Source organism: Streptomyces sp. A01 (genome assembly GCF_059026195.1).
This window is the reverse complement of record NZ_JBWLKN010000008.1, coordinates 143,696-170,048: the sequence shown is the minus strand read 5'-3', so window position 1 is coordinate 170,048 and position 26,353 is coordinate 143,696. Positions and strand designations below refer to the sequence as shown.

Sequence of the window (26,353 nt, the reverse complement as noted above, 5' to 3'; positions counted from 1 at the left end):
GGGTTGCACGAGAACGTGTGCGCGCTTTCGCGCCGCCCGGCCGCGCGGGAGGTGACGGCCGTCCTGGCGCGCCCTACGGCACCACGACGATCTTGCGGCCCTGGCCCGCCTGGAACCGTTCCAGCGCCTGCGGGTACTGCTCCAGCGGCATCCGGTCGCTGATGAAGACCTGCGGGTCGAGCACGCCGGAGGCGAAGAGGCCCGCCGCCCGCTCGTAGCTGTGCAGCACCGCCATCGAACCGGTGATGGTGATCTCGTGGTTGTAGATGCGGTACGGGTCGATCGTCGCGGTCGTCGCGTAGTCGGCGACTCCGAACTGCAGGTACGTGCCCGCCTTCGCGACCCGCCGCAGACCGTCCTGGATGGCGGCGGGGTGGCCGGTGGCGTCGATGACCACGTCCCAGCCCCGAGGCTGCTCCAGCTCCTCGGAGGCGGCGGCCGACCGCGAGCAGCCGAGCGAGCGGGCCGTGGCCAGCCGCTCCGGGTTGATGTCGAGGACGTCCACGCTGGCGGCGCCCGTGCGCTTGGCCAGCTCCAGCATCATCAGGCCCATGGTCCCGCTGCCGTAGATGAGCACTTCGGCGCCGAGGTGGCTGCCCAGCACGTCGTAGCCGCGCACGGCACACGACAGGGGCTCGATGAGCGCCGCGTCCTGCAGTCCCACATGGTCAGGCAGCCGTACGCAGTTGGCGACCGGCGCCAGCGCGTACTCGGCGGCGCCTCCGGCGACCGACACCCCGATCGCGGCCCAGTTGTCGCACAGGTTGCCGCGCCCGACGCGGCAGTAGCGGCACTCGTGGCAGTGCAGCGAGGGGTCGACGGCCACCCGGTCGCCGATGGCCAGTTCGGTGACCGCCGACCCGAGGCCCACCACCTCACCGGCGAACTCATGGCCGGGGATGACCGGCAGGGCGGGGGCGAACTCGCCCTGGAGGATGTGCAGATCGGTACCGCACAGACCGCAGGCGGCCACGTCCACCACGACCTCGCGCGGGCCCGGGGTGGGGTCGGGCATCGTGGTCACGGTGACTTTGCCGGGGGCTTCGATGAGTGCGGTCTTCACTTGACTGCTCCTAGGGACAGGCCCTGGACCAGCTTGTCCTGGGCGGCGAAACCGGCGGCGAGCACCGGCAGGGAGATGACGACGGAGGCGGCGCAGACCTTGGCGAGGAACAGGCCCTGGCTGGTGATGAAGCTGGTGAGGAAGACCGGCGCGGTCTGCGCCCTGACACCGGTCAGCACCCGGGCGAACAGCATCTCGTTCCAGCTGAAGATGAAGCAGATCAGCGAGGTGGCCGCGATCCCCGGTCCGGCGATCGGCGCCACCACCCGGGCGAGGATGGTGCGCAGCGAAGCGCCGTCGATCTGGGCGGCCTCGATGATGGACACCGGTATGTCGGCCAGGAACGACTGCATCATCCACACGGCGATCGGCAGGTTCATCGAGGTGTAGAGGATGACGAGCAGCCAGATGTTGTCGAGCAGGCCGGCGTTCTTCGCGAACAGGTAGACCGGCAGCAGACCGGCGACGACCGGAAGCATCTTGGTGGACAGGAAGAAGAAGAGCACATCGGTCCACTTGCGCACCGGCCTGATGGACAGCGCGTAGGCGGCGGGCAGCGCGAGCACGAGGACCAGCAGCGTCGAACAGACGCTGGCGGTCAGCGAGTTGATCAGGGGCGGCCAGGGGCTGGCGCCTCCCCCGGCGCCGAAGAACTCGCGGTAGCCGTCCCACGTCAGGGAGGCGCCCAGGGAGGGCGGGTTGGTGGCGGCGTCCGTCTCCGAGTGCAGGGACGTCAGGACCATCCATGCCACAGGGAGGAAGAACACGATCCCGCTCAGCCAGGCCAGCAGGCCGAGGGAGGCGCTCCGCCGCCGGGCACGGGCCTCGGAGCCGGTACGGGTGGAGGCGGGCGAGGTGCGGTCGCGGGCCGTGGGCGGCGTAAGGGCCTGTGTCGCGTGGGTCATGAGCGGGACGCCTCCTCGGAGAACAACGACGAGACCACGCGCAGGGCGAAGGTGGCGATGATGATCGAGCCGATCACCACGAGCACCCCGGCCGCGGACGCCTGTCCGTACTCGTGCGCTTGGTAGAACGTCTGGTAGATGGTGTAGGGGAGGTTGGCGGTGTCCAGGCCGCCGGAGGTGATGGTGAAGACGGCGTCGAAGTTCTGCACGATGTAGACGGAGCCGAGCAGTACACCGAGTTCGAGGTAGCGCCGCAGGTGCGGCAGGGTCAGATAGCGGAAGATCTGCCAGTTGCCCGCGCCGTCCAGGCGTGCGGCCTCCACCAGGTCCAGTGGGCGGCTCTGCAGTCCGGCCAGCAGGATCAGCATCATGAACGGCGTCCACTGCCACACCAGCGACGCCTCCACAGCGAGCAGCGGCATCTCCGAGACCCAGTCGGGCTGCGGGGGCGTGTCGTCCCCGAACAGCTCGGCCACCCATGTCAGCGCGCCGTTCAGCAGCCCGTACTCCGGGTTGTACAGGGCGTGCTTCCACAGCAGCGCGGCGGCGACGGGCACCACGAGAAAGGGGGCGATGAGGAGGGTGCGGACGATGCCCCGGCCGCGGAACTGCCGGTCGAGGAGCAGGGCGAGCAGCAGCCCCAGCACGACCGTGGTGAGCACCACGGTCGCGGTGAGCGCGGCGGTGGTGAGCACGGACTCGCGCAGCTCGGCGTCCCTGGCGGCGTCGGCGTAGTTGCTCAGCCCGGTGAAGTGCCGCTCGTCCGGGTCGAGGGAGTTCCAGTCGAACAGGGAGATGACCAAGGTGGCCACGAAGGGCAGCTGGGTGACGGCGATGAGGAAGACCAGGGCGGGCATCAGCGGGGCGCGGGTCGCCCATGCCTTGACGGCTCCGGGGGCACGGCGGCGTGCGCGCGGTGAGGGTGTGCGGCGGGTCGGCCGCGCGGAAGTGGTGGTCACAGAGGGTGTCATCAGTCCTGGTACTCCTTGCCGACCCGCTGGGCCAGTTTCTGAGACTTCTTCAAGGCGTCGCCCACGGACTGCCGTCCGGCGATGGCGGAGCTGATCTCCTGGGAGACCTTGGTGCCGAGGTCGGTGAACTCCGGGATGTCGACGAACTGGATGCCGATGGTGGGCCGGGGCTGCACTCCCGGGTCGCGGGGCCTCGCGCCCGCGATGGAGCGGCGCGTCACCTCGGCGAACGCCTTCGCCGCGGCGCGGTACTCGGGCCTGGCGTAGGTGGAGGCCCGCTTGCCGGCGGGAACGTTGGCCCAGCCGGTCTCCTCGCCGACCAGGGCCTCGTACTTCTTGCTGGAGGCCCACGAGATGAACTTCCACGCGTCGCCCGACTTCTTGGACGCCTTCTGCATCCCCCAGGCCCAGGTGTAGAGCCAGCCGGAGTCCGGCGTGTTGACGACCGGGGCCTTCACGTAACCGATCTTGCCTTTGACCGGGGACTTCGCCGCCTCCAGCGACCCCGCGGCAGCGGTCGCGTCGTACCACATGGCGGCCTTGCCCTGGCTCAGGTTGTTCAGGCATTCCGCGTACCCGGACTGGGCCGCGCCCAGCTGGCCGTGTTCGCGCAGCAGGCCGACGTAGAACCGGGTCGCCTTGACGAACTCCGGTGCGGTCAGCCGCGCTTCCCAGTCCTTGGTGAACCAGGTCCCGCCGAAGGTGTTCACGACGGTGGTCAGCGGCGCCGTCAGCTCGCCCCAGCCGGGCAGCCCGCGCAGGCAGATGCCCTTCATGCCGGGCCGGGCTCCGTCGGCCTTGGCCGCGAGGTCGGCGACCTGCTGCCAGGTGGGTGACGCGGGCATCGTCAGGCCCCGCTGGGCGAAGACGTCCTCGCGGTACATCAGGAAGGACGACTCGCCGTAGAAGGGCTCGCCGTAGACCTTGCCGTCGTCGGCGGTCAGCGACTCCCGGACGGGCGCGAGGATGTCGCCCTGGTCGAACGCCTTGTCCTTGGCCAGGTAGGGGCCGAGGTCGCGCAGCCAGCCGTTCTCGGCGAAGAACGGCACCTCGAAGTTGCTGATGGTGGCGACGTCGTACTGTCCGGCCTGGTTGGAGAAGTCCTGACTGATCTTGTCCCTGACGTCGTTCTCCGGCAGCACCGTGAAGTTGACCTTGATGCCGGTCTTCTTGGTGAAGTGCTCCTTGGTGAGCTTCTGCAACTCCGTCATCTGCGGGTTGTTCACCATGAGGACGTTGACGGCGTCACCGCCGAAGAGCGATGAGCCGCCCGCTCCGACGTACCCCTCGCACCCGGCGCAACCGGCGAGGAGCACCCCCGTGGTGGCGGCCGCGACCAGCGCGCGAGGGCCGCTTCGTGTGTGGCTGGGCATAACGGGTCTCCCCATGAGTCGGTCGAGTGCGACGGGCGTGGCGGATGGCGGGCAAGGCCCCGGGCAGGCGTGGCTGGCGGGTGCGGACGCGGGCATGCCTGACCTGCCCCGGGGCGGCGGACTGGCTGCGGAGTGGGGGATGGGGAGTACGGGATGTGAAGCGTGGGATGTGAAGTGCGGTCGCGGGCCGGGGGTTGTGGTGGGAGGTGATGCGGGCGGGTGCCGCTGTCGTGGGGTGGCCGCACGGGGCGAACTCCCGTGGCGCCCCGCCCCGGTCAGCGGCGGTCCGGGGCGCCGCTCACCCGGTCACACGCGCAGCACTTGAGGGCCGAGCAGGGAATACCGCTGCGCCTCGGCGAGCGGCAGGCCCATGTCGGTGACGATGGCTTCGAAGTCGTGGACGTCGGCGAAGCGGCAGAAGCTGACGGCACCGAATTTGGTGTGCGCCCCGGCGAAGACCCGGCGCCGGGCCACCCTCATCACCTGCGACTTGACCTCACTGACGGCCGGGTCGGGCGTGGTCAGCCCGTACTCCCGGGAAATGCCGTTGGCACCGATGAACGCCAGGTCGATGACGAAGCCGCTGAGCATGTGCGTGGCCCAGTGATCGACTGTGGCCAGTGTGCCGCCTCTGACCCGGCCGCCGAGCAGCAGCACGGTGACCTGGTCGCTGACCGCCAGCGCGCCGGCGGTGGCCAGCGAGGACGTGATCACGGTCAGCGGGCGGTCGCGGGGCAGCGCCTGAGCGATCAGCTGCGGCGTGAACCCCTCATCGACGTACACGGTCTCGGCGTCCGCGACGAGTTCGGCCGCGACGGCCGCGATCCGCGACTTCTCCGGGACGTGCATGGTGGTGCGGAACGCCAGCGTCGTCTCGTACCCCGCGCTCTCCACGGGGTACGCGCCGCCGTGCGTGCGCCGTACCAGTCCGTGCTCCTCCATGGCGTGCAAGTCGCGCCGTACGGTCTCTTTGGACACCCCGAGCTTCGCGGCCAGCTCGGCGACCACGACGGACCCGGTCTGCCGGGCCAGGTCCAGCATCGTGCGTCGGCGTTCGTCGGCGTCCACGGCGCCATCTCCTGTTCCGCTCTTGCTTGCGCGGGGATCGATGCCCGTTCGGGCGTCTGGAGAGATTTCTACAAGGACGCACCCGCCGTGGCCAGGCTGAGCGCACCACGTGTGCTGACCGTATGTGCCCGTTTCACCGTCGGGAACCTCGCAGGCAGCGGCGCCACGCGCGGCGGACGCCGCTCACGGCGACGCCCGTTCCGGGCTGCCGCGCGGCCCGTTTCCTGCCCGCTTCTCCGTCGGGTGTGCGGCGCGGCCAAGGACCGAGACTGCCGTATGGGTCGTATGCGCCATTTCGCACCCTCCGGCGCGCGCCGACGGGTGCGCCGGAGTGCGTTCGGACGCCCGGCGACCCACTGGGCGCCCCGGAAGTGGCCCGCGCATCGGTGCCTCCTCTGCCGTGTGCGGGTCCCTGTGTCCACCACACTCCGCTGCGGGGCCTGGAGCGGATACGGTTCTGCCATGGGAAGCAACGGGGCAGGAGCGGCGAAGGAGTCGGGATACGCCCTGCTCATCGCGGCGGGACCGACAGGCAAGCAACGGGCGATGGACGCGGCCGCCGCGCTCCCGGCGCTCGCGGCCGTGCCACCGGCTGTCCTGCTGGGGACGTCCGGCGGTGCGCATGTGGTGCAGCTCGTCGACCCGGACGACCCGCACACGGTGCTGGCGCATCTGCGGACGGCGGCCGCGCACCGCGGACCGGTCCTCATCTACCTCGTCGGGCAGTTGACGCTGGATGCCAAGCAGCAGCTGCCGCACCTGGCGCTGGCACGTACGTCGGCGAAGACGGCCCGCTACACCGCCCTCCCCTGGCACTGGCTGATCTCCGAACTCGCGCCCCGGCAGCCGGGCAGCACCACCGTCATCGCCGACCTGATCGCCGACGCCGCCGCTTGGCCGCAGCTGACCGCCGCGCGGCTGACAACGGGGCTCACGCTGTACGGATGTGTCGCTCCGGCGCCGCCCCGACGCCAGTTGGGCACTCCGCTCTACAGCCGGGCCCTGGCCGCGGCGCTGCGCGGAGCGGACCACCGCCCACCGCTCGGCCGGCTGCATCAGCAGGCGATCGAACAGGCCGGACTCGGTGCCGGGCCCGGCCTGCTGCTGAGCCCGCCCGGCGGGCCGGACGCCCGGACGGGCCCGCTGCCGCGCCCCACGCAGCCGGAGGCCGCGCCGGTTCCGGCGCCCCGCACGTCAGCCCCGACCGCGACGACGCCGATGACGCCGACGACGACGCCAGCCGCTCACGATGCCCAGCCCGGGTCCGCGCCCGGCGCTGAGGCCGGGCCCGCGCCCGCCTCCCCACCGGCTCCGGTTCCCGCGTCCCTCGCCCCGCCCGCCGAGCTCGCCGCCCCGACGGCCGCGACCGGACCTGGGGCTGACGGGGCCGCGCACGCCGGGGCGCCCGCGCCGGTCGCGCCGTACGCCGAGAACGCCTCGGAGACCGGCTCGGCGGCTGTTCCACGGCGGGCTGCCGACCCGGGGCCGCCGCCCGCCCACGCGCCGGACCGCTCCCCGGCCGCGGCCCCCCACGATCCGCACGGGGCGATACTGGAGGCCGCGCACGCCGGGCGGCACAGTGAGGCCGCCGCGATGGCGGCGGCCTGGGAACAGGAGGCGTTCCGGTCCTCCGGGCCCAACTCCCCGCAGGCGCTGCACTGGCTGGAGGTACGTGCCGACCTGGCCCGGCTCGCGGGTCAGTCGGCGCGCGCGTGTGAACTGTGGATGGCCGCCGCCACGACCCGCCTGACCGCCGGTGAGACGGCCGACCAGCCGGACGTGGAGAGCGCGGTGGACCGCGCCCACCACCAGTGGCAGCACGTGACGGACCCGGCGCGGGCCGAGGCGCTCGCGGAGGAGCTGGTCGCGCTGCGCGCCCGCGTTCCCGGACGCAGACCTGGTGCGTTGCAGGCGGTCCGGACGAGACTGGAGAGCCTGCGGGCCGTGCGAGCGAGCTGAGTCGCCTCAAGCGCAAACCAGCGTTTCCCGACGGAGGTTCCCGCCGTGTTCGTCGATCTCCCCCTTGATGAACTCCATACCTACCGGCCGCCGCTCCCCGAGCCCGAGGGTTTCGACGCCTTCTGGGCCCGTACGCTCGCCGAGGCGCGCAGCTTCGCGCTCGACGCCGACTTCGCCGAGCATGACGCGGGCCTCGCCCTGATGGACACCTACGACGTGACATTCTCCGGTTTCGGCGGGCACCGGATTCGCGGCTGGCTGCTGACGCCCCGGGGAACGGCGGAAGGAGGGGAGCCGCTGCCCTGCGTGGTGCGGTACATCGGCTACGGCGGAGGTCGCACCCTCCCGCACGACTGGCTGCTGTGGCCCGCCGCCGGGTACGCCACGCTGGTCATGGACACCCGGGGCCAGGCGGGCGCCGGGCGGCCTGGAGACACCCCGGACCCGGTGGGTGCGGACGGGCCCGCCGTTGCGGGAATGGTGACGAAGGGCGTCCTCGACCCGGACGACTACTACTACCGGCGGCTGTACACCGACGCCGTACGAGCCGTCGAAGCCGCGCGAGCCCACCCGGCCGTGGACCCGGCCCGCATCGTCGTCGCCGGTCACAGCCAGGGCGGCGTGCTGGCGCTGGTGGCGGCCGCGCTGGCTCCCGGCGTGGCCGCCGCACTGGTGGATACGCCGTTCATGACGCATATCCGCAGGGCCGTCGAGATCACGGACGCCGAGCCGTACGGTGAGCTGGCGCGGTACTGCGCGGGGCAGCGGGACCAGGTGGAGCGGGTGCTGCACACCCTTGACCACTTCGACGGGCTCAACTTCGCCGCCCGGGCCACCGTTCCCGCGCTGCTGTCCACCGCCCTGCGTGACGAGAAGACGCCCGCCTCGACGGGGTTCGCCGCCCACCACCACTACGCGGGAGAGAAGCGGCTGAGCGTCTGGCGGTTCAACGGCCATGAGGGCGGCGGCCTCCACCAGGAAGCCGAGCAGATCCGGTTCCTGCGGAAGCTCTTCGGCTGACGGGGCCGAGCCCGCCTCCGCTGGCCGCGCCCCTCCGCCTCCGCCATGTGCCGCGTTCACCGGCACCCTGGGGGCGCCGCACGCGGCGGATCTGCCGCGTTCGCCGTCAGGGCCGGGGTTCTTCCCGGCAGGCTCATGCCGGGAGCGTCACACCGCGGGGACCGGAGCCGGCAGCCGGGCGTCCCGGCGCACCAGCTTGGCGTACCGGCCCTGCTTCAGCATGAGTTCGTCATGGGTGCCGTGCTCGGTGATGCGCCCGCCGTCGAGCACCACGATCTGGTCCGCGTCCCTGACGGTGGAGAGCCGGTGCGCGATCGTGATCGTCGTGCGGTTGGCGGAGAGGGCGTCGATGGCCTGCTGAACCGCGTGCTCGGTGCGGTTGTCGAGGGCGCTGGTCGCCTCGTCGAGGATGAGCACGGGCGGGTCGCGGAGGATGGTCCTGGCGATGGCCAGCCGCTGCTTCTCGCCACCGGAGAACCGGTAGCCGCGCTCGCCGACCAGGGTGTCGTAGCCGTCGGGGAGGGCCGCGATGTGGTGGTGGATCTGGGCCGCCTCCGCTGCCGCGCGTATCTCGTCATCGGTCGCGTCGGGCTTGGCGAAGCGCAGGTTCGCCGCGATGGAGGCGTGGAAGAGATACGTCTCCTGGGAGACCACGCCCACCGTGCGCGCGAGCGTGTCGAAGCTCAGGTCCCTGACGTCGGCGCCGTCGATGAGCACCCGGCCGCCGGTCACGTCGTACAACCGGGGCACCAGGTAGCTCAGGGTGCTCTTGCCCGAGCCTGTCGGCCCGACCACGGCCAGGCTGCCACCGGCGGGGACCGTGAGGTCGATGCCGCTGAGCGCGCGCTCACCGCTCTCGGGATCGTAGGAGAAGTCCACCTGGTCGAAGCGGACTTCGCCACGCACCTTCTCCAGGGACACCGGCCGGGCCGGTTCGTCGATGTCCACCGGCAGGTCGAGGTATTCGAAGATGCGGTGGAAGAGCGCGAGCGAGGCCTGGAGCTGCACGCCCGTCGACAGCAGACTCACCGTGGGGCGGAACAGGCCCTGTTGCAGGGAGACGAAGGCGACGAGGGTGCCGATGGACACGGCGGGGCCGCCCGTCTGCAGGGCCATCCCGGCGGTCCAGTAGATGACCGCGGGCATGGCGGCCATGACGATGCCTATCGTCGACATCCGCCAGCGGCCGGCCATGCTGGACCGCACCTCAAGGTCGACAAGGCGCTCCGACTCGCGGCTGAACTCCTTGGTCAGCGAGTCCGCCCGGCCCATGGTGCGCCCCAGCAGAATGCCGCTGACCGACAGCGACTCGGTGACGAGGGCGGCCATCGATGCCATCTGCTTCTGCCGCTGCGAGGTGATCTTCTTGCGCTCCCTGCCGACCCGGCGGCTGATCCAGACGAACACCGGCAGCAGACAGAGCGAGACCACGGTCAGCCGCCAGTCCAGCGCGAGCATCGCGACGATGCTCGCGATCACGCTGGTGAGGTTGGAGACGAGCGAGGTCGCGGTGGAGGTGACGGTCGCCTGCATGCCGCCGATGTCGTTGGCGATGCGCGACTGCACTTCCCCCGTGCGGGTGCGGGTGAAGAACGCCAGCGGCATCCGCTGCAACCGCTCGTAGACGGCGGAGCGCAGGTCGTGCATGACGCGCTGGCCGACGGTGGTGGAGATCAGGGTCTGCAGGACACCGAAGACGCTGGTGACGACCGCGGCGGCGATCATGCCGCAGACCAGTGCCGTCAGCAGTCCCGAGCGGCCCTCGGGAATGGCGGTGTCGAGCACCTCGCGGAGCATGAACGGCGAGGCCACCGAGACAAGCGAGGAGGCGGCCACCAGGAGGCCGACCAGCGCGAGGCGGCCGCGGTAGGGGCGGAAGAGGCGGACGATACGTCTCAGTTGGGCAGGTTGCTCGGGGTCGGCGGGTGGTGGGGTCCATTCTGGTTCGTCGCTGCGCATGGGCTCCTTCTGGGGTGAGTGGTCTCGGGGCGGTCTCAGGACAGGGAGCGGCTCGGGGGCACGCCGGGTCCGCGCCCGGGCTGGGGCTCCGGCCGGAACGTCATGGCGTCCACGAGGCGGCCGCCAAGATTTCCGAGCATAGCCCATTGTTACCTATGCTCACAATGAACTACGTCCTGGTAGCCTCGGTCCATGCCCGCCACCGATACCTCCGGTCAGCTCGCCGAACAGCTGCTGCGCCTCACCCGCAGGCTGCACCGCGCCCAGAAGCGCTATCTGGAGCCACTGGGCATCACCCCCGCCCAGGCCCGGCTTCTGCGTACCGTCGCGACGTACGACGAGCCGCCGCGCATGGCCGACCTGGCGGAGCGCCTTGAGGTCGTCCCGCGCGCCGTGACCACGCTGGTGGACGCTCTGGAGGCCGGCGACATCGTGCGCCGCGCGCCCGACCCGCTCAACCGGCGGGTCGTGCGGATCGAGCTGACGGACGCCGGGCGGGCCGCCCTCCGCGCGCTGCGCCACGCACGGCGGTCCGCGGCGGAGGACATCCTGGCGCCGCTGACCGAGGAGCAGCGCGAACTCCTCGGCGGACTGCTGGGCACCCTCGCCGGCTGCACCGACCGCGGCGAGCCCTGCTGAGCCGGATGGAGCTCAGCAGGGCTCGCCGCGAGCGCGGTGCGGGGGGGCTCAGCTCCTGGCTCCGACGTGCAGCGCGAGAGCGGACTTCGCCGCGACGGTGGCCTGGACCGTGCCGTCCTCGTCCACGGTCACCGTGCTGCCCGCGCAGTCGCCGGGCGCGGCCTCGGCGACATCGCAGTAGGTGCCCGCGGGCAGCGACGTCGTGAAGCTCTCCCGCAGTGCGTCATCGCCGTTGTTGAGGGCGACGAATCCCTTGTCCCCGCGCCCGAAGGCGATGGCCGTGCCGCCGTTGTCCCACCAGTCACGCTGTTCCGCTCCGGCCACGGCGTTGCGGAAGCCGACCATGCCCACGATCTCCGGCTTGGCGTGGTTGCAGGTCCAGCCGTCGGCGCCGCAGACGGCCGCTCCGCCCCCGGGAGGCCCCGCGTCCTTGTCGGACCACTCGTAGCCGGAGAAGACGTTCGGTGAGCCGTACTCGGCGGCCAGCAGATAGACGTTGGCCAGCGTGTAGGCCGCGCCGTCCCTGTAGGTCAGCGAGGAGCCGTTCCGCTCGGTGTCCCAGTTGTCGACGAAGGTCCGCGCCGACCGCCCGGGCAGCTTGCCTTCGCCGACGGAGCGCAGCCCGGCGAGCGACCCGCCCTGGAAGGCCGTCTTGAGGTGTCCGCCGAACCGGAACTCGTCGACGTCGCCCAGGCCCGTGTACTCGTCCGCCGTGACGGCCTCACCGCCGTGGTCGATGACCTCCGAGATCCAGTGCCCGGGGTCCGCCATCTTCGCCTTGATGGCCGCCAGGTCACCGGCCGCCATGTGCTTGGCCCCGTCGATCCGGAAGCCGTCGACGCCCAGCGACCGCAGGTCCGACAGATAGCGGGCGATGGCCGTACGGGCGGTGTCAGAGCCGGTGTCGATGTCGGCCAGGCCGACCAGCTCGCAGTTCTGGACGTTCTCGCGGTCGCGGTAGTCGCTGACGTCCTCGCGGCAGCCGTGGAAGTCACGGTCCTGGTAGGTGCCCGGGTAGTCGTACTTGGTGTAGGCGGTGCCGCCGGTGCCCGTCCCCGACCCGGCGGACATGTGGTTGACGACCGCGTCGGCGATCACCTTCACGCCCGCCTCGTGGCAGGCGCCCACCATCGCCTTGAAGGCGTCGCGGTCCCCGAGCCGCCCGGCGATGCGGTAGCTCACCGGCTGGTACGAGGTCCACCACTGCGCCCCCTCGATGTGTTCGGTGGCCGGGGAGACCTCCACATAGCCGTAGCCCGCGGGCCCGAGCGAGTCGGTGCAGGCCCTGGCGACGGCGTCGTACTTCCACTCGAAGAGCGTGGCGGTCACGGTCTTCTCGCCGGGCGGTGCCGCGTGCGACTGCGCGGGGGCGAGAGCGGCCGACCCGGTCGCGGTGAGGATGACGGCCAGCGTTCCGCCGAGCATTCGGGGTGAACAGCGCACAGAGCGGCTCCTTCGACATGCGGGCACCCATCCAGGTGCCGTTCGAAGGCAGCCACGCGCCAGGCCGCCGGGTGGGGGGAGGCGAGGTCGCCCGCCGCGCGGCGGCGACCTCGCAGTGGAGCGTGCCTGCCGTGCGATGAGCACGTCAAGAGGCGAGTAAGAATTTCCATGAACTTTCAGAAACTCCTTGCCACCGGTGCCTGCCCGCCTGGCGCCCGCCCCCGGCTGATCCTCGGCTGGCATCCGGCTGACACAGAAGTCCAACTCCTCGCCCCAAGAGTCCAATTCCGCTCTCTTGTGTCACACGCCGCGCACGAGCCAGGGTCCAGACACGGCTTCCGTACGCCACGCGCCGTCAGCTCTCCAGGAGGCTCGATGAACGAGGCAACACCCCCCAACCCGACCGATCCGGCCAGCACAGATACCCCCGACGGCCCCTCCCCCAGCCGCCGTTCGGTGCTGTGGACCGCGGGCGTCGCCGGAGCCGGGCTCGGCCTGGGCGCCCTGGGTACGGGTGCCGCCGGCGCGGCAGGCACCGAGGAGGCGCCCGCGGAGGCCGCCGCCGCGCCCAAGCAGCGCGGCAAGACCATGATCGGCGTGCCGTTCGAGGGACGGGCCACCGTACGGGTGGGCATCATCGGCCTCGGCGAGCGCGGCGGCAGCATGATCGACCTGTTCCTGGCGCTGCCGGGCGTCAGGGTCGTCGCGCTGTGCGACCCGGTGCGGGAGAAGACCGAGAAGGCCGCCAAGAAGGTCACGGCCGCCGGTCAGCCCGCCCCGGCTGTCTACACCAAGAACGACCACGACTTCGAGAATCTGTGCAAGCGCTCCGACCTCGACTTCGTCTATGTGGCGACGCCGTGGGACTGGCACTACGAGATGGCCAAGTCGGCGATGCTCAACGGAAAGCATGTTGGCGTGGAGTGTCCCCTGGCTATGGAAATGCGCCAGTTGTGGGAGCTGGTCGATCTTTCGGAGCGGACCCGGCGGCATTGTTTGCAGCTGGAGAACTGCGCGTACGGCAGGAACGAGATGCGCGTGCTGCGGATGGCGCACGCGGGCCTGTTCGGCGATCTGCTGCACGGCGCCGGAGCGTACATTCACGACCTGCGCGGGCTGATGTTCTCACCCACGTATTACGAGGGTCCATGGCGGCGGCTGTGGCACACCCGGCTGCGCGGCGACCTCTACCCGAACCACGGTTTCGGGCCCGTCGCCAACTACATGGACGTCAACCGCGGTGACCGTGCCGTCCGCATCAGCACCTTCGGCTCTCCCTCGCTGGGGCTGGCCGCCTACCGGGAGCAGAACATGCCGCCGGGCGACCCGAGCTGGAAGGAGTCGTACATCGAGAGCGACATGTCGATCAGCCTCGTGCAGACGGCGAAGGGTCGCGTGATCCGGCTGGAGCACTGCGTCTCCAATCCTCATCCGTACAGCCGCCTCAACATCCTCGGCGGCACGAAGGGCGTCTTCGAGGACTATCCGGAACGGATCTACCTCGAACCGGATATGAACGACGACGAGTGGGGCGACTTCTCGAAATACGCGAAGTGGGACCACTGGCTCTGGAAGGAGCACGCCAATCCCCCGGGCGGGCACGGCGGAATGGACTACATCATGCTGTTCCGGCTGATCCAGTGCATGCGGCTCGGACTGGTGCCGGACTTCGACGTGTACGACGCGGCCACGTGGACCGCCCCGGTGCCGCTCAGCAACGCGTCCATCAGGGCCAAGGGCGCCCCGCAGGAAATCCCCGACTTCACGCGCGGGCTGTGGAAGAAACCGCGTCCTGGCATCGATTCGGAGAAGCCCGCCGCGTAACGCGCGACGCCTCCGGCATGAGCCCGTGCCGGAGGCGTGCCACGAGCGGCTGACCGGGCGGGCGGGGCCTCCTCGTGACCGGGGAGTCTCCGCCCGCTGGCGGGCACGAGCACGCGGATGAGCACACCCGTCCACCTGCCGGTCCGTTCGCGACCGACCGCCCGCCCGCCCGCCCGGGGAAGTGTTACGGCGCGGCCGCCGGGAAGCCCGTCACTTCGCCAGGTTGGCCTCGTCGCCCATCACCACGACCGGGTGGCGCGCCGGGTCGAGCGTCTTGAGCAGGTACTTCATTCCTGCCTTCGGCAGGCTGACGCATCCCGAGGTGCCGCTTCCATGGTCGAGATGCAGCCAGATGCTGCCGCCCTTCCGCTGCCCCTGGGGGCGGGTCGGGTCCAGCGGTGAGACGCCCTTGACGCGGTTGTAGTCGACTGCGACGACGTAGTCGAAGTCGTTCCAGTGCGTCTTGGGCCAGTAGTGCGGCGCGGCGAACGCCGCCCCCTGGTGGTACGGCAACCGGGCGCCGGGATCGGGCAGCACGCCTCCCGCGTCGCTGAGCGAGAACACACCGACCGGGCTGCGTTTGTCGTTCTCGCGGTGGTCGGTCGTCCAACCGCGCCTCCCGTTGTGGGCGGGCCAGGCGCGGTCCCGCTTCCAGGAGTCGCCGTGCTTGGCGTAGAACACGACGGTGGCGTCCTCATCGTTCACTCCGTCGCCGTACACCGCGACCACCTGCCGGGTCCGGCTGGGGATCTTGGCCGCCAGCTTGTCCCCCACGTCGGGGATACGCCGCGGATCATCCGCACGGGGCGCCGACCCCTTGGTGGCGCCGTCCCGCTTCCCGCTGCTGTCCTTGACGCCGTCACAGCCGACCAGCAGGCCGGCCACCACCACGGCCAGGGCCGCCCCACGCACAGTGCCGCTTATCCGCATGAGCCCCATCGTCGCACCCCGCGCGCGGGCACGCGGCCCAGGTACCGGCCCGGACCGCCGACGGGCTCGGCCGCGTAGCGAGGGAGCCTTGCCGCCCCCTTGTCACGGGAAACGCACCGACCGCCGTGGCCCACGCGGGCGTGCGCGAGTGCGCGGGGCGTGACCCGGCACAGGTCACGCCTCAACGGCGGAAAATGTCAGAGGAAACCGAGAGCCCCGAGGCCGCCCACGCCGCCGAGGAGCATGAAGACCGGCATCAGCACCTTCAACTCGATCCAGCTGCCCGCGCGGAAGCGCATCACCCTGGGCGGGCCGATCGGATACCACCGCTTGCGGCCGACCGGTATCGGCCACAGGATCGGGCAGCCGGACACGGTCAGAGCGTCACCGATGTCGTGGACGAGCGCGCCCAGCACGATGGGCAGCCCCAGCCAGAGGTACTCCTGGCCGTCTCCGGTGAACAGCCAGTCCGATCCGTTGCCCGGCTTGTTGAGCACGTCGGCGAGAATCCAGGCGCTGGTCGCCCCGAGCAGCCAGACCAGTACGTCGCTGGAGACCCTGGCCATCCGCCACAGCAGGCCCTCCACAGCGAGCACCATGTGCACGAACAGGATGCCGAGCACCGCCCAGCGGCCGCCGGTCAGGGCGAGCACCGAGGTGCCGCCGCCGATCATCACCGCCCAGAGCCAGGTGTGGGTGAGGGTCCGGTGACCTCCCGTACGACGAGGGTCGCCCGCTTTCCTGGTCGCCGTGTACACCGCGTGCGAGAGCTTGTCGATCACTTCGCACAGGCCGCGGGAGATGGGTCCGAAGGCGCGGGATATCGTCGCGGACCTGTGGTCGAGGTCCGGTGCGAGCGCGGCTCCGGCGCAGATCAGCGCCCCGACGACCAGCACCGGCCAGGGCATCGGATGACCAGCGGCCCCGGTCGCCGCCCCCACCCCCAGCCAGGCTGCCGCTCCGGACAGCGAATGCGCCGGTCCCATCATCGTCGTTCCCCGCCCCTGCTCGCCCGCGCCTTGACGGGTGTTGGTCTGTTCGGCTCGGCACAGCCTAGCGGCGGACGATCTTGTTCCGTACGGCCGGTTCCCAGCCCCTGGGGAAAACCAGGCAGTATGGGGGCGTGACTCTTATCGATCAGCTGCCGAGCAACGCCGACCCTGATGCCCTGTTCGAGGCGTTCTCGACCTGGGTGGAGGAGCGGGGTATCTCGCTGTATCCCGCCCAGGAAGAGGCGCTGATCGAAGTGGTCTCCGGGGCGAACGTGATCTTGTCCACGCCGACCGGCTCCGGGAAGAGCCTGGTCGCGGCAGGGGCGCATTTCGCGGCTCTGGCGCGCGACGAGGTCACCTTCTACACCGCGCCGATCAAGGCACTCGTCTCGGAGAAGTTCTTCGAGCTGTGCAAGATGTTCGGCACGGAGAACGTCGGCATGCTCACCGGTGACGCGTCCGTCAACGGTGACGCCCCCATCATCTGCTGCACGGCCGAGGTCCTGGCGTCGATCGCGCTGCGGGACGGCGAGAACGCGGATGTCGGCCAGGTGGTGATGGACGAGTTCCATTTCTACGCCGAGCCGGACCGGGGCTGGGCCTGGCAGATTCCGCTGCTGGAACTCACGCGCGCGCAGTTCGTGCTGATGTCGGCGACCCTGGGCGACGTCAAGCGGTTCGAGGAGGACCTCGCCCGCCGCACAGGCCGGTCCACCGCCGTGGTGCGGTCGGCCACCCGGCCCGTGCCGCTGAGCTATGAGTACCGCACGACGCCCATGACCGAGACGCTGACGGAGCTGCTGGACACGCGCCAGGCGCCCGTCTACATCGTGCACTTCACGCAAGCCGCCGCCGTGGAGCGGGCGCAGGCGCTGATGAGCATCAACATGTGTACGCGTACCGAGAAGGACGAGATCGCGGCGCTGATCGGAAATTTCCGCTTCACGACCAAGTTCGGCCGCAATCTCTCGCGCTACGTCCGGCACGGGATCGGCGTGCACCACGCGGGGATGCTGCCCAAGTACCGGCGGCTGGTGGAGCGGCTGGCGCAGGCCGGGCTGCTCAAGGTCATCTGCGGTACGGACACGCTGGGTGTCGGCGTCAACGTCCCCATCAGGACCGTGCTGTTCACGGCGCTCACGAAGTACGACGGGCAGCGGGTGCGGACGCTGCGGGCCCGCGAGTTCCACCAGATCGCGGGCCGCGCGGGGCGGGCCGGGTTCGACACGGCGGGGCTCGTCGTCGCGCAGGCGCCGGAGCACGTCGTGGAGAACGAGAAGGCGCTGGCGAAGGCCGGGGACGACCCGAAGAAGCGCCGCAAGGTGGTCCGCAAGAAGGCCCCGGAAGGCTTTGTGAACTGGGGGCAGAACACCTTCGAGAAGCTGATCGGGGCCGATCCTGAGCCGCTCACCTCCCGGTTCAGGGTCACGCACGCCATGCTGCTGTCGGTCATCGCCCGGCCGGGGAACGCCTTCGACGCGATGCGTCGGCTGCTTGAGGACAACCACGAGCCGCGCAAGAACCAGCTGCGCCACATCCGCCGCGCGCTCGCGATCTACCGTTCGCTGCTGGACGGCGGCGTGGTCGAACGGCTGCCGGAGCCGGACGCCGAGGGGCGGATCGTACGACTGACGGTGGACCTTCAGTCGGACTTCGCACTGAACCAGCCGCTGTCGACGTTCGCGCTCGCCGCCTTCGAGCTCCTGGACCCGGAGTCCCCTTCGTACGCGCTGGACATGGTCTCGGTCGTCGAGTCGACGCTGGATGACCCACGGCAGATCCTGGCGGCCCAGCAGAACAAGGCCCGTGGCGAGGCCGTCTCGGAGATGAAGGCGAACGGCGTCGAGTACGAGGAGCGGATGGAGCTGCTTCAGGACGTCACCTACCCGCGACCGCTGGACGAGCTGCTCTCGCACGCCTACGGGCTGTACCGCACGAGCCACCCGTGGGTCGGCGACCACCCGCTGTCGCCCAAGTCCGTGATCCGCGACATGTACGAACGCGCCATGACGTTCACCGAGTTCACCGCCTTCTACGATCTGGCCAGGACCGAGGGCATCGTGCTGCGCTACCTCGCCAGCGCGTACAAGGCCCTGGACCACACCGTCCCCGACGACCTGAAGTCGGACGACTTCGAGGACCTGATCGCCTGGCTCGGCGAGATGGTGCGGCAGGTCGACTCCAGCCTCCTCGACGAGTGGGAGCAGCTCGCCAACCCCGAGGTGGAGTCCGCGGAGGAGGCCCAGGAGCGGGCCGATCAGGTCAGGCCCGTCACCACGAACGCCCGAGCCTTCCGGGTCCTGGTGCGGAACGCGCTGTTCCGCCGGGTGGAGCTCGCCGCTCTGGACAACGTCAGGGAGCTGGGCGAGATGGACGCCGACTCGGGCTGGGACGCGGACGCCTGGGGTGCGGCGCTCGACGCGTACTGGGAGGAGTACGACGAGCTGGGCACCGGCCCCGACGCGCGCGGCCCGAAGCTGCTGAGCATCGAGGAGCAGCCGGAGCACGGCCTGTGGCGGGTGCGCCAGACGTTCGCCGACCCCAACGGCGACCACGACTGGGGCATCTCCGCCGAGGTGGACCTGGCGGCTTCCGACGAGGAGAGCCGCGCGGTGGTACGCGTGACCGACGTGGGCCAGTTGTAGCCTCCCAGGCGCCGTCCGCGTACGGCAGCTGAGCACCGGGGCGCAGCCCTGCCGACAAAGGAGCACCCTCTATGACCAACCCGGCCGAGCGCCTGGTCGACCTCCTCGACCTGGAGCGGATCGAAGCCAATATCTTCCGTGGCCGCAGCCCCGACGAGTCGCTTCAGCGGGTCTTCGGCGGGCAGGTGGCGGGCCAGGCGCTGGTGGCGGCCGGACGGACGACGGACGGCGACCGTCCCGTGCACTCCCTGCACGCGTACTTCCTGCGTCCCGGCATCCCCGGGGTGCCGATCGTGTACCAGGTGGAGCGGGTACGGGATGGGCGCTCCTTCACGACGCGGCGGGTCGTCGCCGTCCAGCAGGGCCGGACGATCTTCAACCTGACGGCCTCGTTCCATCAGCCGGAACCGGGTTTCGACCACCAGGTGCCCATGCCGGAGGTCCCCGCCCCTGAAACTCTCCCGCGACTCGGGGACGCGATCCGCGAGCACCTGGGCGAACTCCCCGAAGCGCTGCGCCGCATGGAGCGGCGCCAGGCGTTCGACATCCGGTACGTCGAGCCGCTGCGCTGGACGCCGGAGGACCTGGAGAACGCGGAGCCGCGCAGCGGGGTGTGGATGCGGGCGGTGGGGCCGCTCGGGGACGACCCGCTCGTGCACACCTGCGCCCTGACGTACGCCAGCGACATGACACTGCTCGACGCGGTGCGCCTGCCGGTCGAGCCGCTGTGGGGACCCCGTGGCTTCGACATGGCGTCACTGGACCACGCCATGTGGTTCCACCGGCCCTTCCGTGCCGACGAGTGGTTCCTGTACCAGCAGGAGTCCCCCATCGCGACGGGCGCGAGAGGTCTGGCACGCGGGCAGATCTTCGACCGCGAGGGCAAGCTGCTGGTCTCCGTGGTACAGGAGGGGCTTTTCCGCAAGCACGCCTGACCCGTTCGCAGGCGGCCACCGCGCCGACCGGCGGCGTCTCGCGGCGTCCCGTTGCCGGAGAGGCGCCGCCGTGTGGCACTCCGCCGCACGGCGGCCTGCTACTCCTTCTCCAGGTGCTCGATCAGGAGGGCGAGGGTCTGCTCGACGGTCTGCCGCCGGACTTCCTCACGTGTGGTGCCGGTGCTCTTGAACTCGTGGCTCTCCGTGCGCTGTCCGTCCGCTACGCCGATGAACACGAGGCCCACGGGCTTGCCGTCCTGACCGGTCGGGCCTGCGACGCCGGTGGTGGAGACGGCGAGGGAACTCCCGAAGAGAAGACGGGCGCCGTTCGCCATCTGCTCGGCTGTCGCGGGGCTGACCGGTCCCTCGGTGGCGAGGACCGTCTCCGCTACGGAGAGGATGCGGGCCTTCGACTCGGTGGCGTAGGTGATGGCTCCCCCGACGTAGTAGTCGGACGCTCCCGCGGTGCTGGTGATGACCGCTCCGAGCATCCCGCCGGTCAGGGACTCCGCCGTACTGATCGAAAGGCTGCGGGCACGAAGCAGAGCACCCAGTCGCGCGGAGCTTTCTTGCTGAGACACAAAGGACTCCTAGTCGAAGAGTGAACTCTTGTTCGCTTCAATGTCGCGCAAGATATTATCGATCGCCAAGTACTTGTAATTCTTGCAGCGAGGAAAGTCGGTGCTGTATTGCGCGGCTTGCCGCAGCATGAACGGAAGTGGCGCGTCCTCGTGGTGGTAGTAGATGGACGGCTTGCGCAGGGCGAGCGCGTACCCCGCTTCCACATAGCAACTCGTCACGAGCGGCAGCGGCATGACCAACAGGAATCTCGCGCTGTCACGTAACGCCGCCGCGTCTCGTTGCGCGCCGATGTCCGGCTGCTGGAAGCTGCCCTGATCAGGCAGGTGCAGGCCAGCGTAGTAGACCGTGAACTGGCAGTTCCGCTCCAGCGCCTCGATGACCCGGCGGATCTGCCGACGGTGTGCTTCGTATTGCTCATTGGAGGAGAAGGACGCCATGGGACTGGAAAGAAAGACATCATATTTGGTGCCCGAGGGCGACGCCTCACCGCTCCCGGATCTCATCACGAACATGAGAAACCAGGCGACACCGAGGATGGCTACGAAAATGGCGCTGAACACCAGGAACGCCTGGTTGCTGTCGCTCTCTCGGGCGGCGAGGGCGATAAGGACCGACGCTGTGGCGCTCAGCCCGGCACTGAGAAAAGTAAGAGCACTCTGAAACCCTTGCGACGCTCGGTCTTCCACCCCCGGGACCCCTCCCGCATCCGGAAGCCATTATCCGCTCGCGCACGCGGCCGGTGTCAAGGACGCCGTATCCGCGCGAATGCCATCGCCTCATCAGCGCGCGGCGCGCTGCCGCCTCCGGTAGGGACCAGGGTGATGAACCGCGATCGACCGGCGCTTTTCGCCCCACTAGTAACTCTCCGCGCAACTCTCCGCATGGCTTGTCCGCCGCCGTCAGCGCGGCAGCAGCGGGCCGAGGAGCGACGGGGCGCCGCGTCGCCAGCGGCTCAGTACGTACCCGGCGAACCGGCTGTCCAGGAAGTTCGTGGCCTGGATGCCGAACACCACCTCGCCGCGCAGCTCCGGCTCGGCCTCCAGCAGCCCGCCGATCACCTCGCGGCGCATCAGCTGCTCGTGCACGGCGTCCGCCTCGACGTGCTCGCTGTAGAAGTGCCGGCAGGCGGCCGGAGCGTCGAACCTGTCGAGCGCCTGGAGCATCCGTTTCGCGCCGGGGGCCGAGGTGATCTCCCCGGTGGCGAAGTGGCCGACCATGGCGCCGCGCCGTGCGCGGTGCAGCCCCAGGTAGGACATCAGGTTGACCACGGCGAGCGTGGGGGCCGGTACGAGGTCCACGTACCCGCCGTACCGTGCGTCGAGGTCCGCCGCGGCCATCAGGTCCGCGAAGAGCTGGGAGTGCACCCGCTCCGCCCGGCCCGCTCCGAACTCGTCGAACTCGACCGCCACCAACGCGGCCTTCGCCCGCCCGGACAGCCGTGGAATCACCCACGCCTGGGGATCGGCCTCCTTGAGCTGGTAGATGGAACGGTGCACGAAAAGCTCCCGTACCTGCTCCCACGTGCCCTCGCGGCGCAGATGGTGGGAGAGCCCGGAGCCGTCCACCGGTTCGACGAGCAGCGCGTCGAGTTCCGCGTCGAGGTCGGTGCCGCCCGCGACCTCGTCGCGTACGCGGTGGTAGAAGGCCCGTTCCAGCTCTCCGCGCAGCCGCAGCAGGTCCGGCTGCCACTCCCAGTCAGGGTCGACGCCGTCGTAGCCGCGGTAGTGCAGCTCGTAGCACGTGTGCAGGGCCAGGTGCAGATCATCGCCGAGCGGATCGGCGCGGACGACCTCACGCGACGCCGCCTCGGCCGCGTCACCGCACCCGCCATCGGCCGGTCCGGCCAGCACCGCGTTGACGAGTTCGGACAGCGCCCCGCGCGCGGCGGGCACCGCGGCCGGCGGCCTCGGTGCCGGTGCTCCGCGTTCGACGGTCCTGAGAGTCATGGGCATCCTTCCGCTCCGGGCTGTTCCGTGTGCGCGTGCCCGGGCGGCTGAGCGGCCACAGCGGTCATCGTCCGACCGGGGCCGCCGGCCGCCCGTGCGGCGCGGTCACCATCAGCGAGTGCCCCGAAGACGGGTGTCCACGCGCGACAGGCGGTGATCGCCCGGCTCCCCAGCGTCCTGACTGGCGCCCGCCACCGCCCCGCTGTCCCATGGAGGCAGCGCATCACCTCTGAAGGCGGCGCACCGCCTTCCGGTTACTCCGCGCGCCGCGACAGAGCGGGCGCCGCGGGGAAGGGTGAGGCGATGGGGAGGCGATGGGCAGCAGCGGAGGAGAGCGGATCATGGACGCGGCGCCGGACAGCGGATGGATACCCACGGTGGGCGTCGAGGAGGAGTATTTCCTGGTACGCCCCGACAGCCGGGCCGTGGAACCCGCCGGGCCGCGGGTGGTCGCACGCGCCGCTTCGGCGCTGGGTGACCTGGTCTCCGGGGAGTTCACGGATTACCAGATCGAGACCAAGACGCCGCCGTGCGCGACGCCCGCGAGGCTGCACGAGGAACTGGTGCGGCTGCGGGCGGGTGTCGCGGCGGCCGCAGCGGTCGAGGGACTGCGGGTCTGCCCGTCGGGCACGCCTGTCATCGGGGGTGCGGGTCCCGTGCCCGTAGGCGATCATCCGAGGTACCGGACGAGTGTGGACCTGTTCCGCACGATGATCGACGACTACGCCATCTCCGCACTCCACGTCCATGTGCACCTGCCCGACCGCGAGGTCGCCACCCTGGTCGGCAACCATCTCAGGCCGTGGCTGCCGCTGCTGGTGGAGATGAGTGCGAACTCGCCCTTCCACGGGGGCCGGGACACGGGGTACGCGAGCTGGCGCTCGGTGATCCGGGTCCGGTTTCCCTGTCTCGGGCCGCCTCCGTACGCCGAGTCCTTCGACCACTACCAGCGGAACGCGGCCGCCATGGGAGAAGCGGGCGCGATGCCGTACGCGGATCTGCCGTTCTGGGACATCCGCCCGCATCCCCGGCTGCCGACCCTGGAAATCCGCTGCATGGACGTCCCCGCCGACGCGGCGGACTCCGCGGCACTCGCAGCGGTCGTCAGAGGGCTCGTGACGACCGCGACCGAGCGGGTGCGGGCCGGGGACCCCGGCCCGCGCTCGTGCGGCGAACTGCTGCGCTCCGCCTACTGGTTCGCGACCCGCGACGGCTGGCCGGGCCGGGGCGCCGACGCGCTCTCCGGCGACATCCTGCCCGCGCCAGAGCGGGGCGGGCGGCTGCTCGCACACATCCGCCCGGCACTCGAAGAGCACGGGGACGAGGAGGTGGTCACGGCGTTCCTCAAACGACTGGACGTGCGGGGCTCGGGGGCACACCGCCAGCGCGCGGCGGCGGGCGTCGGCGGCCTCACCGGGGTGGTGGACGACCTGACGGGCCTGATGACCACCCCTGGTCCCGCCCTCGCGCCCGGCTGTGTCCCGCCCGGGGGCGCGGTGCAGGGGGGCACGACGCATGGGGTCGCCGCGCCCCAGGTCAGCGCCTCGCAGTCACCGGGATGGCGGTCCCGTCAGGACGTTCCTTGAGCGGTGTGTGAGCCTATGGGGAGGGAATGGGGGTACCGGGGAGATCCAAGGAGACATCACCCGAATCCTTGGGGGCGCTGGGAGGCACTCATGGAGGACACCCCGTCCGTACGCAGTCTGACGACCACCCGCGACACGGCCACCGACCCGGGCGACCTCCGAAGCCTCGGTTTCACCCGCTACCAGGCGCGGGACCTCGGCCTGAGCCCGACCGCACCCACCGGGGACCTGGCGCAGATCACCGACGCCTTCGCCCAGCTGCCACCGGACCCCTACGCCCCGGCGACCCACAGGTTCCGCAGATACTCACACGCCGTGTACCTGCCGTGGACCCGGGAGCTGTCCTTCATTCCCGGCACCCCGGACACCGAGCACGGCACAGTGACCGAGTACTGGCAGGACGGCCACAACCCGGAATACCCGGACATGCGGCGCCGACTGCCCGACATCCCCGAAGCGCTCAGGGCCAACTCGCTGCTCCTGCACCTCATCCACCGCGACATCGACCGGACGCTGTGGCTGGATGAGCTGCACCGGGCCCCGTTGTACATCGGCGTCCACATGATCAAGCTGGCCGTGCGCGACCGCGCGGAGGTCGCCGTCTCCTCCCCTGACTGCCTGCACCAGGACGGCGGTTCGTCCGCGACCTTCACCTTCGCCCACCTGGTCGGCTGCGACAACATCAGCGGCGGCGAGAACGTCATCGCCACGCCGGAGAGCGCCGGACAGCAGCCCGACGACCTGCCTCCCGACGCCATCCACGCACGGTTCACCCTGACCGACCCCCTGGACGGCTACGCCGTACACGACCACCGGGTCAGCCACTACGTCGGCCCGGTTCGCCTCGGCGAGGGCACGGGACACGGCGAGCGTTCCATCCTCATCATCGGCATGGCGCCCTACGCCCCCAAGCTCTGAGCCGCGGTGCGGTGCGGCGGGGGGCAGTGCGGCGGGTGCGGTGCGGTGCGCGAGCCTGCCCGTTCGAGGCAAGCTGCTCTCGCTCTGGAGAACAGCGGCCGTCGGCGGAGCGGTTTCGGCTTGGGCTTGGGGTGGGGTTGGGCCTGTGTCAGACCCTCCTCCCATGCTTGCTGAGCAAGATCGAAGGGGGTGGGCAGAAGGGGCAGCGGCAAGAGCAAGGGCACAGGTGCGGAGCGAGCGTCACCGGGTCGGGGAGGCGGCAGCCGCGCGGCGCCCCGGCTAGAGTGGATCAACTGTGCGAGCCGGAGAAGCAGCGACGACCGGCCCGGGGGCCCTGCCGGTCTGCGCGGGCCGCGAACGACGGGACGCGGCGGCCGCTCCGCCACCCCGCTATCCAGCACTGGACCATGCTCGCCACATTGCCAGACTCGCCGACGTCCTCGACACGGCGTTTTCCTGACGCCGCTGAGTACGCCGGAGGGTTGTCCCATGCCAGATCAGCACAGTGTTCGTGAGAGGCGTGTCCGCGCGCAGGCCATCGGTGGCGGAGTGAGGGAGGACTCGGCGGAGGCAGTCGTACGACGCGTCTTCGCCGTGCAGGCACAGGACACCACCGCGGCGGACCTGGGCATCCGGGTCCGCGGGCGGGACATCAGCGCGCAACACGTCCGCGCCGCGCACGAGGACGACCGGAGCATCGTCCGCGGCTGGTTCCTGCGCGGCACTCTCCACACCATCCCCAGTACGGACGCCCGCTGGGTCCTGCGACTCCTCGGCCCCCGCGTCCTGTCCGGGACCGGCACCAGATACCGCCAACTCGGCCTGGACGAGGCACTGCGCGAGCGCGCCGACCGTCTCATCCGGCGGTCCCTGAGCGAGCACGGCCCGCTCACCCGGCCCGAACTGACCGAACGTCTCACCACTCTCGGAGTCGAACCGAAGGGGCAGGCGGCGTTCCACCTGATCCGGCACGCGGCGCTCATGGGCATCCTCTGCTACGGCCCACAGCGCGCGAACGAGACGACGTACGTCCTGCTGGACGACTGGCTGCCGAACACGGCCGCGGATTCCCAGTGGGAGGGCGACGCCGCCGTCACCGAACTCGCCCGCCGCTATCTGAACGCGCATGCCCCGGCCGGGGTGGAGGACTTCGCGGTCTGGTCGGGCCTGCCGCTCACCTTCGCCCGCAAAGCCTGGAAGGCACTGGCCGACTGCGGCGCGCTCACCGCCTGCGGTGCGCTGTCCGTGCTCACCGGCCATGCGGAAGCCCCTCTGGACCCGCGCGACGCGCCCGCGGCGCCCGATGTGCGCATGCTTCCCTCTTACGACGATTACCTCGTGGGATACCGCACCCGCGAGCTGTCCGTACCCGCCCCGTACCAGCACCACGTCTGGCCGGGTGGCGGCCTCATCCGCCCGACGGTCATCGCCGACGGGCTGGCCGTCGCCACCTGGGCCCGCGCCGCCGGACGCGCGCCACAGGTCGCCCCGTTCGAGCCGCTGTCGTCGCAGGTCCAGGCCGGGGTCGACGCGGAATGCGCTGCCATCCTGCGGTTTTGCCACCCGCAGGGCTGAGGAGGGGCTGTCCTTGACGG

At 70.6% G+C, this 26,353-nt stretch carries 21 protein-coding genes; 9 read left to right on the top strand and 12 right to left on the bottom strand.

The annotated features are described in order from the left end of the window. Positions 1–73: 73 nt before the first annotated feature. The 5 genes from AC5P1B_RS13360 to AC5P1B_RS13340 all read right to left on the bottom strand — a co-directional run bounded on the left by AC5P1B_RS13360 (position 74) and on the right by AC5P1B_RS13340 (position 5,353). Positions 74–1,063: a zinc-dependent alcohol dehydrogenase family protein gene (locus AC5P1B_RS13360; RefSeq protein WP_493887196.1), complete on the bottom strand. Its 990-nt coding sequence runs from the start codon at positions 1,061–1,063 to the stop codon at positions 74–76. Then, a complete protein-coding gene (locus AC5P1B_RS13355) occupies positions 1,060–1,968 on the bottom strand; it encodes a carbohydrate ABC transporter permease (protein WP_493887195.1) in 909 nt (302 codons plus the stop codon). Before AC5P1B_RS13355 ends, AC5P1B_RS13360 begins: the two co-directional genes overlap by 4 nt. Beyond that, on the bottom strand, positions 1,965–2,939 hold the full coding sequence (locus AC5P1B_RS13350; RefSeq protein WP_493887194.1) for a carbohydrate ABC transporter permease: 975 nt from the start codon (positions 2,937–2,939) through the stop codon (positions 1,965–1,967). The genes AC5P1B_RS13355 and AC5P1B_RS13350 overlap by 4 nt, the downstream gene beginning before the upstream one ends. Beyond that, positions 2,939–4,312, bottom strand: a complete 1,374-nt coding sequence (locus AC5P1B_RS13345; RefSeq protein ID WP_493887193.1) for an ABC transporter substrate-binding protein — start codon at positions 4,310–4,312, stop codon at positions 2,939–2,941. Before AC5P1B_RS13345 ends, AC5P1B_RS13350 begins: the two co-directional genes overlap by 1 nt. A 306-nt stretch (positions 4,313–4,618) precedes the next feature. Then, the gene (locus AC5P1B_RS13340; RefSeq protein ID WP_493887359.1) at positions 4,619–5,353 is read right to left on the bottom strand and encodes a DeoR/GlpR family DNA-binding transcription regulator; all 735 of its coding nucleotides are present in this window, start codon (positions 5,351–5,353) and stop codon (positions 4,619–4,621) included. A 489-nt stretch (positions 5,354–5,842) separates the two neighbouring features. Here AC5P1B_RS13340 and AC5P1B_RS13335 point away from each other — a divergent pair, with 489 nt between their 5' ends. Then, on the top strand, positions 5,843–7,339 hold the full coding sequence (locus tag AC5P1B_RS13335; RefSeq protein ID WP_493887192.1) for a hypothetical protein: 1,497 nt from the start codon (positions 5,843–5,845) through the stop codon (positions 7,337–7,339). A 45-nt stretch (positions 7,340–7,384) separates the two neighbouring features. After that, positions 7,385–8,359 (top strand): acetylxylan esterase, encoded by a 975-nt coding sequence (locus tag AC5P1B_RS13330; RefSeq protein ID WP_493887191.1) that lies wholly within the window; start codon positions 7,385–7,387, stop codon positions 8,357–8,359. A 147-nt stretch (positions 8,360–8,506) separates the two neighbouring features. On the opposite strand, the gene AC5P1B_RS13325 is transcribed toward AC5P1B_RS13330, so the two are convergent. Further along, the gene (locus tag AC5P1B_RS13325) at positions 8,507–10,318 is read right to left on the bottom strand and encodes an ABC transporter ATP-binding protein (RefSeq protein WP_493887189.1); all 1,812 of its coding nucleotides are present in this window, start codon (positions 10,316–10,318) and stop codon (positions 8,507–8,509) included. Between the two features lie 192 nt (positions 10,319–10,510). Between AC5P1B_RS13325 and AC5P1B_RS13320 the strand changes: the two genes are divergently transcribed. Next, on the top strand, positions 10,511–10,957 hold the full coding sequence (locus tag AC5P1B_RS13320; RefSeq protein ID WP_493887188.1) for a MarR family winged helix-turn-helix transcriptional regulator: 447 nt from the start codon (positions 10,511–10,513) through the stop codon (positions 10,955–10,957). 48 nt (positions 10,958–11,005) lie between these two features. On the opposite strand, the gene AC5P1B_RS13315 is transcribed toward AC5P1B_RS13320, so the two are convergent. Continuing rightward, a complete protein-coding gene (locus AC5P1B_RS13315; protein WP_493887358.1) occupies positions 11,006–12,382 on the bottom strand; it encodes an alpha-amylase in 1,377 nt (458 codons plus the stop codon). Between the two features lie 393 nt (positions 12,383–12,775). Between AC5P1B_RS13315 and AC5P1B_RS13310 the strand changes: the two genes are divergently transcribed. Beyond that, positions 12,776–14,224 carry a Gfo/Idh/MocA family protein gene (locus AC5P1B_RS13310; RefSeq protein WP_493887187.1) on the top strand — a complete coding sequence of 483 codons (1,449 nt, stop codon included), beginning with the start codon at positions 12,776–12,778 and terminating at the stop codon, positions 14,222–14,224. A gap of 210 nt (positions 14,225–14,434) precedes the next feature. On the opposite strand, the gene AC5P1B_RS13305 is transcribed toward AC5P1B_RS13310, so the two are convergent. After that, a complete protein-coding gene (locus tag AC5P1B_RS13305; protein WP_493887186.1) occupies positions 14,435–15,154 on the bottom strand; it encodes a L,D-transpeptidase family protein in 720 nt (239 codons plus the stop codon). 197 nt (positions 15,155–15,351) lie between these two features. Then, the gene (locus AC5P1B_RS13300; RefSeq protein ID WP_493887185.1) at positions 15,352–16,143 is read right to left on the bottom strand and encodes a metal-dependent hydrolase; all 792 of its coding nucleotides are present in this window, start codon (positions 16,141–16,143) and stop codon (positions 15,352–15,354) included. Positions 16,144–16,277: 134 nt separating this feature from the next. Here AC5P1B_RS13300 and AC5P1B_RS13295 point away from each other — a divergent pair, with 134 nt between their 5' ends. Both AC5P1B_RS13295 and AC5P1B_RS13290 read left to right on the top strand, forming a co-directional pair. After that, positions 16,278–18,791: a DEAD/DEAH box helicase gene (locus AC5P1B_RS13295; RefSeq protein ID WP_493887183.1), complete on the top strand. Its 2,514-nt coding sequence runs from the start codon at positions 16,278–16,280 to the stop codon at positions 18,789–18,791. A 71-nt stretch (positions 18,792–18,862) separates the two neighbouring features. After that, positions 18,863–19,726 carry an acyl-CoA thioesterase gene (locus AC5P1B_RS13290; RefSeq protein ID WP_493887182.1) on the top strand — a complete coding sequence of 288 codons (864 nt, stop codon included), beginning with the start codon at positions 18,863–18,865 and terminating at the stop codon, positions 19,724–19,726. Between the two features lie 98 nt (positions 19,727–19,824). Here AC5P1B_RS13290 and AC5P1B_RS13285 read toward each other — a convergent pair whose 3' ends face one another. The 3 genes from AC5P1B_RS13285 to AC5P1B_RS13275 all read right to left on the bottom strand — a co-directional run bounded on the left by AC5P1B_RS13285 (position 19,825) and on the right by AC5P1B_RS13275 (position 22,254). Continuing rightward, positions 19,825–20,307: a CinA family protein gene (locus AC5P1B_RS13285; RefSeq protein ID WP_493887180.1), complete on the bottom strand. Its 483-nt coding sequence runs from the start codon at positions 20,305–20,307 to the stop codon at positions 19,825–19,827. 9 nt (positions 20,308–20,316) lie between these two features. Beyond that, complete coding sequence (locus AC5P1B_RS13280) at positions 20,317–20,994, bottom strand: hypothetical protein (protein WP_493887178.1); 678 nt, start codon at positions 20,992–20,994, stop codon at positions 20,317–20,319. Positions 20,995–21,207: 213 nt separating this feature from the next. Then, on the bottom strand, positions 21,208–22,254 hold the full coding sequence (locus tag AC5P1B_RS13275) for an iron-containing redox enzyme family protein (protein WP_493887176.1): 1,047 nt from the start codon (positions 22,252–22,254) through the stop codon (positions 21,208–21,210). 341 nt (positions 22,255–22,595) lie between these two features. Here AC5P1B_RS13275 and AC5P1B_RS13270 point away from each other — a divergent pair, with 341 nt between their 5' ends. From AC5P1B_RS13270 to AC5P1B_RS13260, 3 genes are all read left to right on the top strand, one after another. Further along, positions 22,596–23,840, top strand: a complete 1,245-nt coding sequence (locus AC5P1B_RS13270) for a carboxylate-amine ligase (protein ID WP_493887175.1) — start codon at positions 22,596–22,598, stop codon at positions 23,838–23,840. 90 nt (positions 23,841–23,930) lie between these two features. Beyond that, entirely contained in the window at positions 23,931–24,758 is an 828-nt protein-coding gene (locus AC5P1B_RS13265) for a 2OG-Fe dioxygenase family protein (RefSeq protein WP_493887174.1), read from the top strand. A gap of 489 nt (positions 24,759–25,247) precedes the next feature. Continuing rightward, positions 25,248–26,333: a winged helix DNA-binding domain-containing protein gene (locus AC5P1B_RS13260; protein ID WP_493887173.1), complete on the top strand. Its 1,086-nt coding sequence runs from the start codon at positions 25,248–25,250 to the stop codon at positions 26,331–26,333. Positions 26,334–26,353: the final 20 nt, after the last annotated feature.

What these genes read in the sequence shown, in the direction of transcription:
- AC5P1B_RS13355 (WP_493887195.1), bottom strand. Translation starts at nt 1,968, where the DNA reads ATGACCCACGCGACACAGGCCCTTACGCCGCCCACGGCCCGCGACCGC.
- AC5P1B_RS13350 (WP_493887194.1), bottom strand. Translation starts at nt 2,939, where the DNA reads ATGACACCCTCTGTGACCACCACTTCCGCGCGGCCGACCCGCCGCACA.
- AC5P1B_RS13345 (WP_493887193.1), bottom strand. Translation starts at nt 4,312, where the DNA reads ATGCCCAGCCACACACGAAGCGGCCCTCGCGCGCTGGTCGCGGCCGCC.
- AC5P1B_RS13340 (WP_493887359.1), bottom strand. Translation starts at nt 5,353, where the DNA reads ATGCTGGACCTGGCCCGGCAGACCGGGTCCGTCGTGGTCGCCGAGCTG.
- AC5P1B_RS13335 (WP_493887192.1), top strand. Translation starts at nt 5,843, where the DNA reads ATGGGAAGCAACGGGGCAGGAGCGGCGAAGGAGTCGGGATACGCCCTG.
- AC5P1B_RS13325 (WP_493887189.1), bottom strand. Translation starts at nt 10,318, where the DNA reads ATGCGCAGCGACGAACCAGAATGGACCCCACCACCCGCCGACCCCGAG.
- AC5P1B_RS13320 (WP_493887188.1), top strand. Translation starts at nt 10,511, where the DNA reads ATGCCCGCCACCGATACCTCCGGTCAGCTCGCCGAACAGCTGCTGCGC.
- AC5P1B_RS13315 (WP_493887358.1), bottom strand. Translation starts at nt 12,382, where the DNA reads ATGCTCGGCGGAACGCTGGCCGTCATCCTCACCGCGACCGGGTCGGCC.
- AC5P1B_RS13310 (WP_493887187.1), top strand. Translation starts at nt 12,776, where the DNA reads ATGAACGAGGCAACACCCCCCAACCCGACCGATCCGGCCAGCACAGAT.
- AC5P1B_RS13305 (WP_493887186.1), bottom strand. Translation starts at nt 15,154, where the DNA reads ATGCGGATAAGCGGCACTGTGCGTGGGGCGGCCCTGGCCGTGGTGGTG.
- AC5P1B_RS13300 (WP_493887185.1), bottom strand. Translation starts at nt 16,143, where the DNA reads ATGATGGGACCGGCGCATTCGCTGTCCGGAGCGGCAGCCTGGCTGGGG.
- AC5P1B_RS13290 (WP_493887182.1), top strand. Translation starts at nt 18,863, where the DNA reads ATGACCAACCCGGCCGAGCGCCTGGTCGACCTCCTCGACCTGGAGCGG.
- AC5P1B_RS13275 (WP_493887176.1), bottom strand. Translation starts at nt 22,254, where the DNA reads ATGACTCTCAGGACCGTCGAACGCGGAGCACCGGCACCGAGGCCGCCG.
- AC5P1B_RS13270 (WP_493887175.1), top strand. Translation starts at nt 22,596, where the DNA reads ATGGACGCGGCGCCGGACAGCGGATGGATACCCACGGTGGGCGTCGAG.
- AC5P1B_RS13265 (WP_493887174.1), top strand. Translation starts at nt 23,931, where the DNA reads ATGGAGGACACCCCGTCCGTACGCAGTCTGACGACCACCCGCGACACG.
- AC5P1B_RS13260 (WP_493887173.1), top strand. Translation starts at nt 25,248, where the DNA reads ATGCCAGATCAGCACAGTGTTCGTGAGAGGCGTGTCCGCGCGCAGGCC.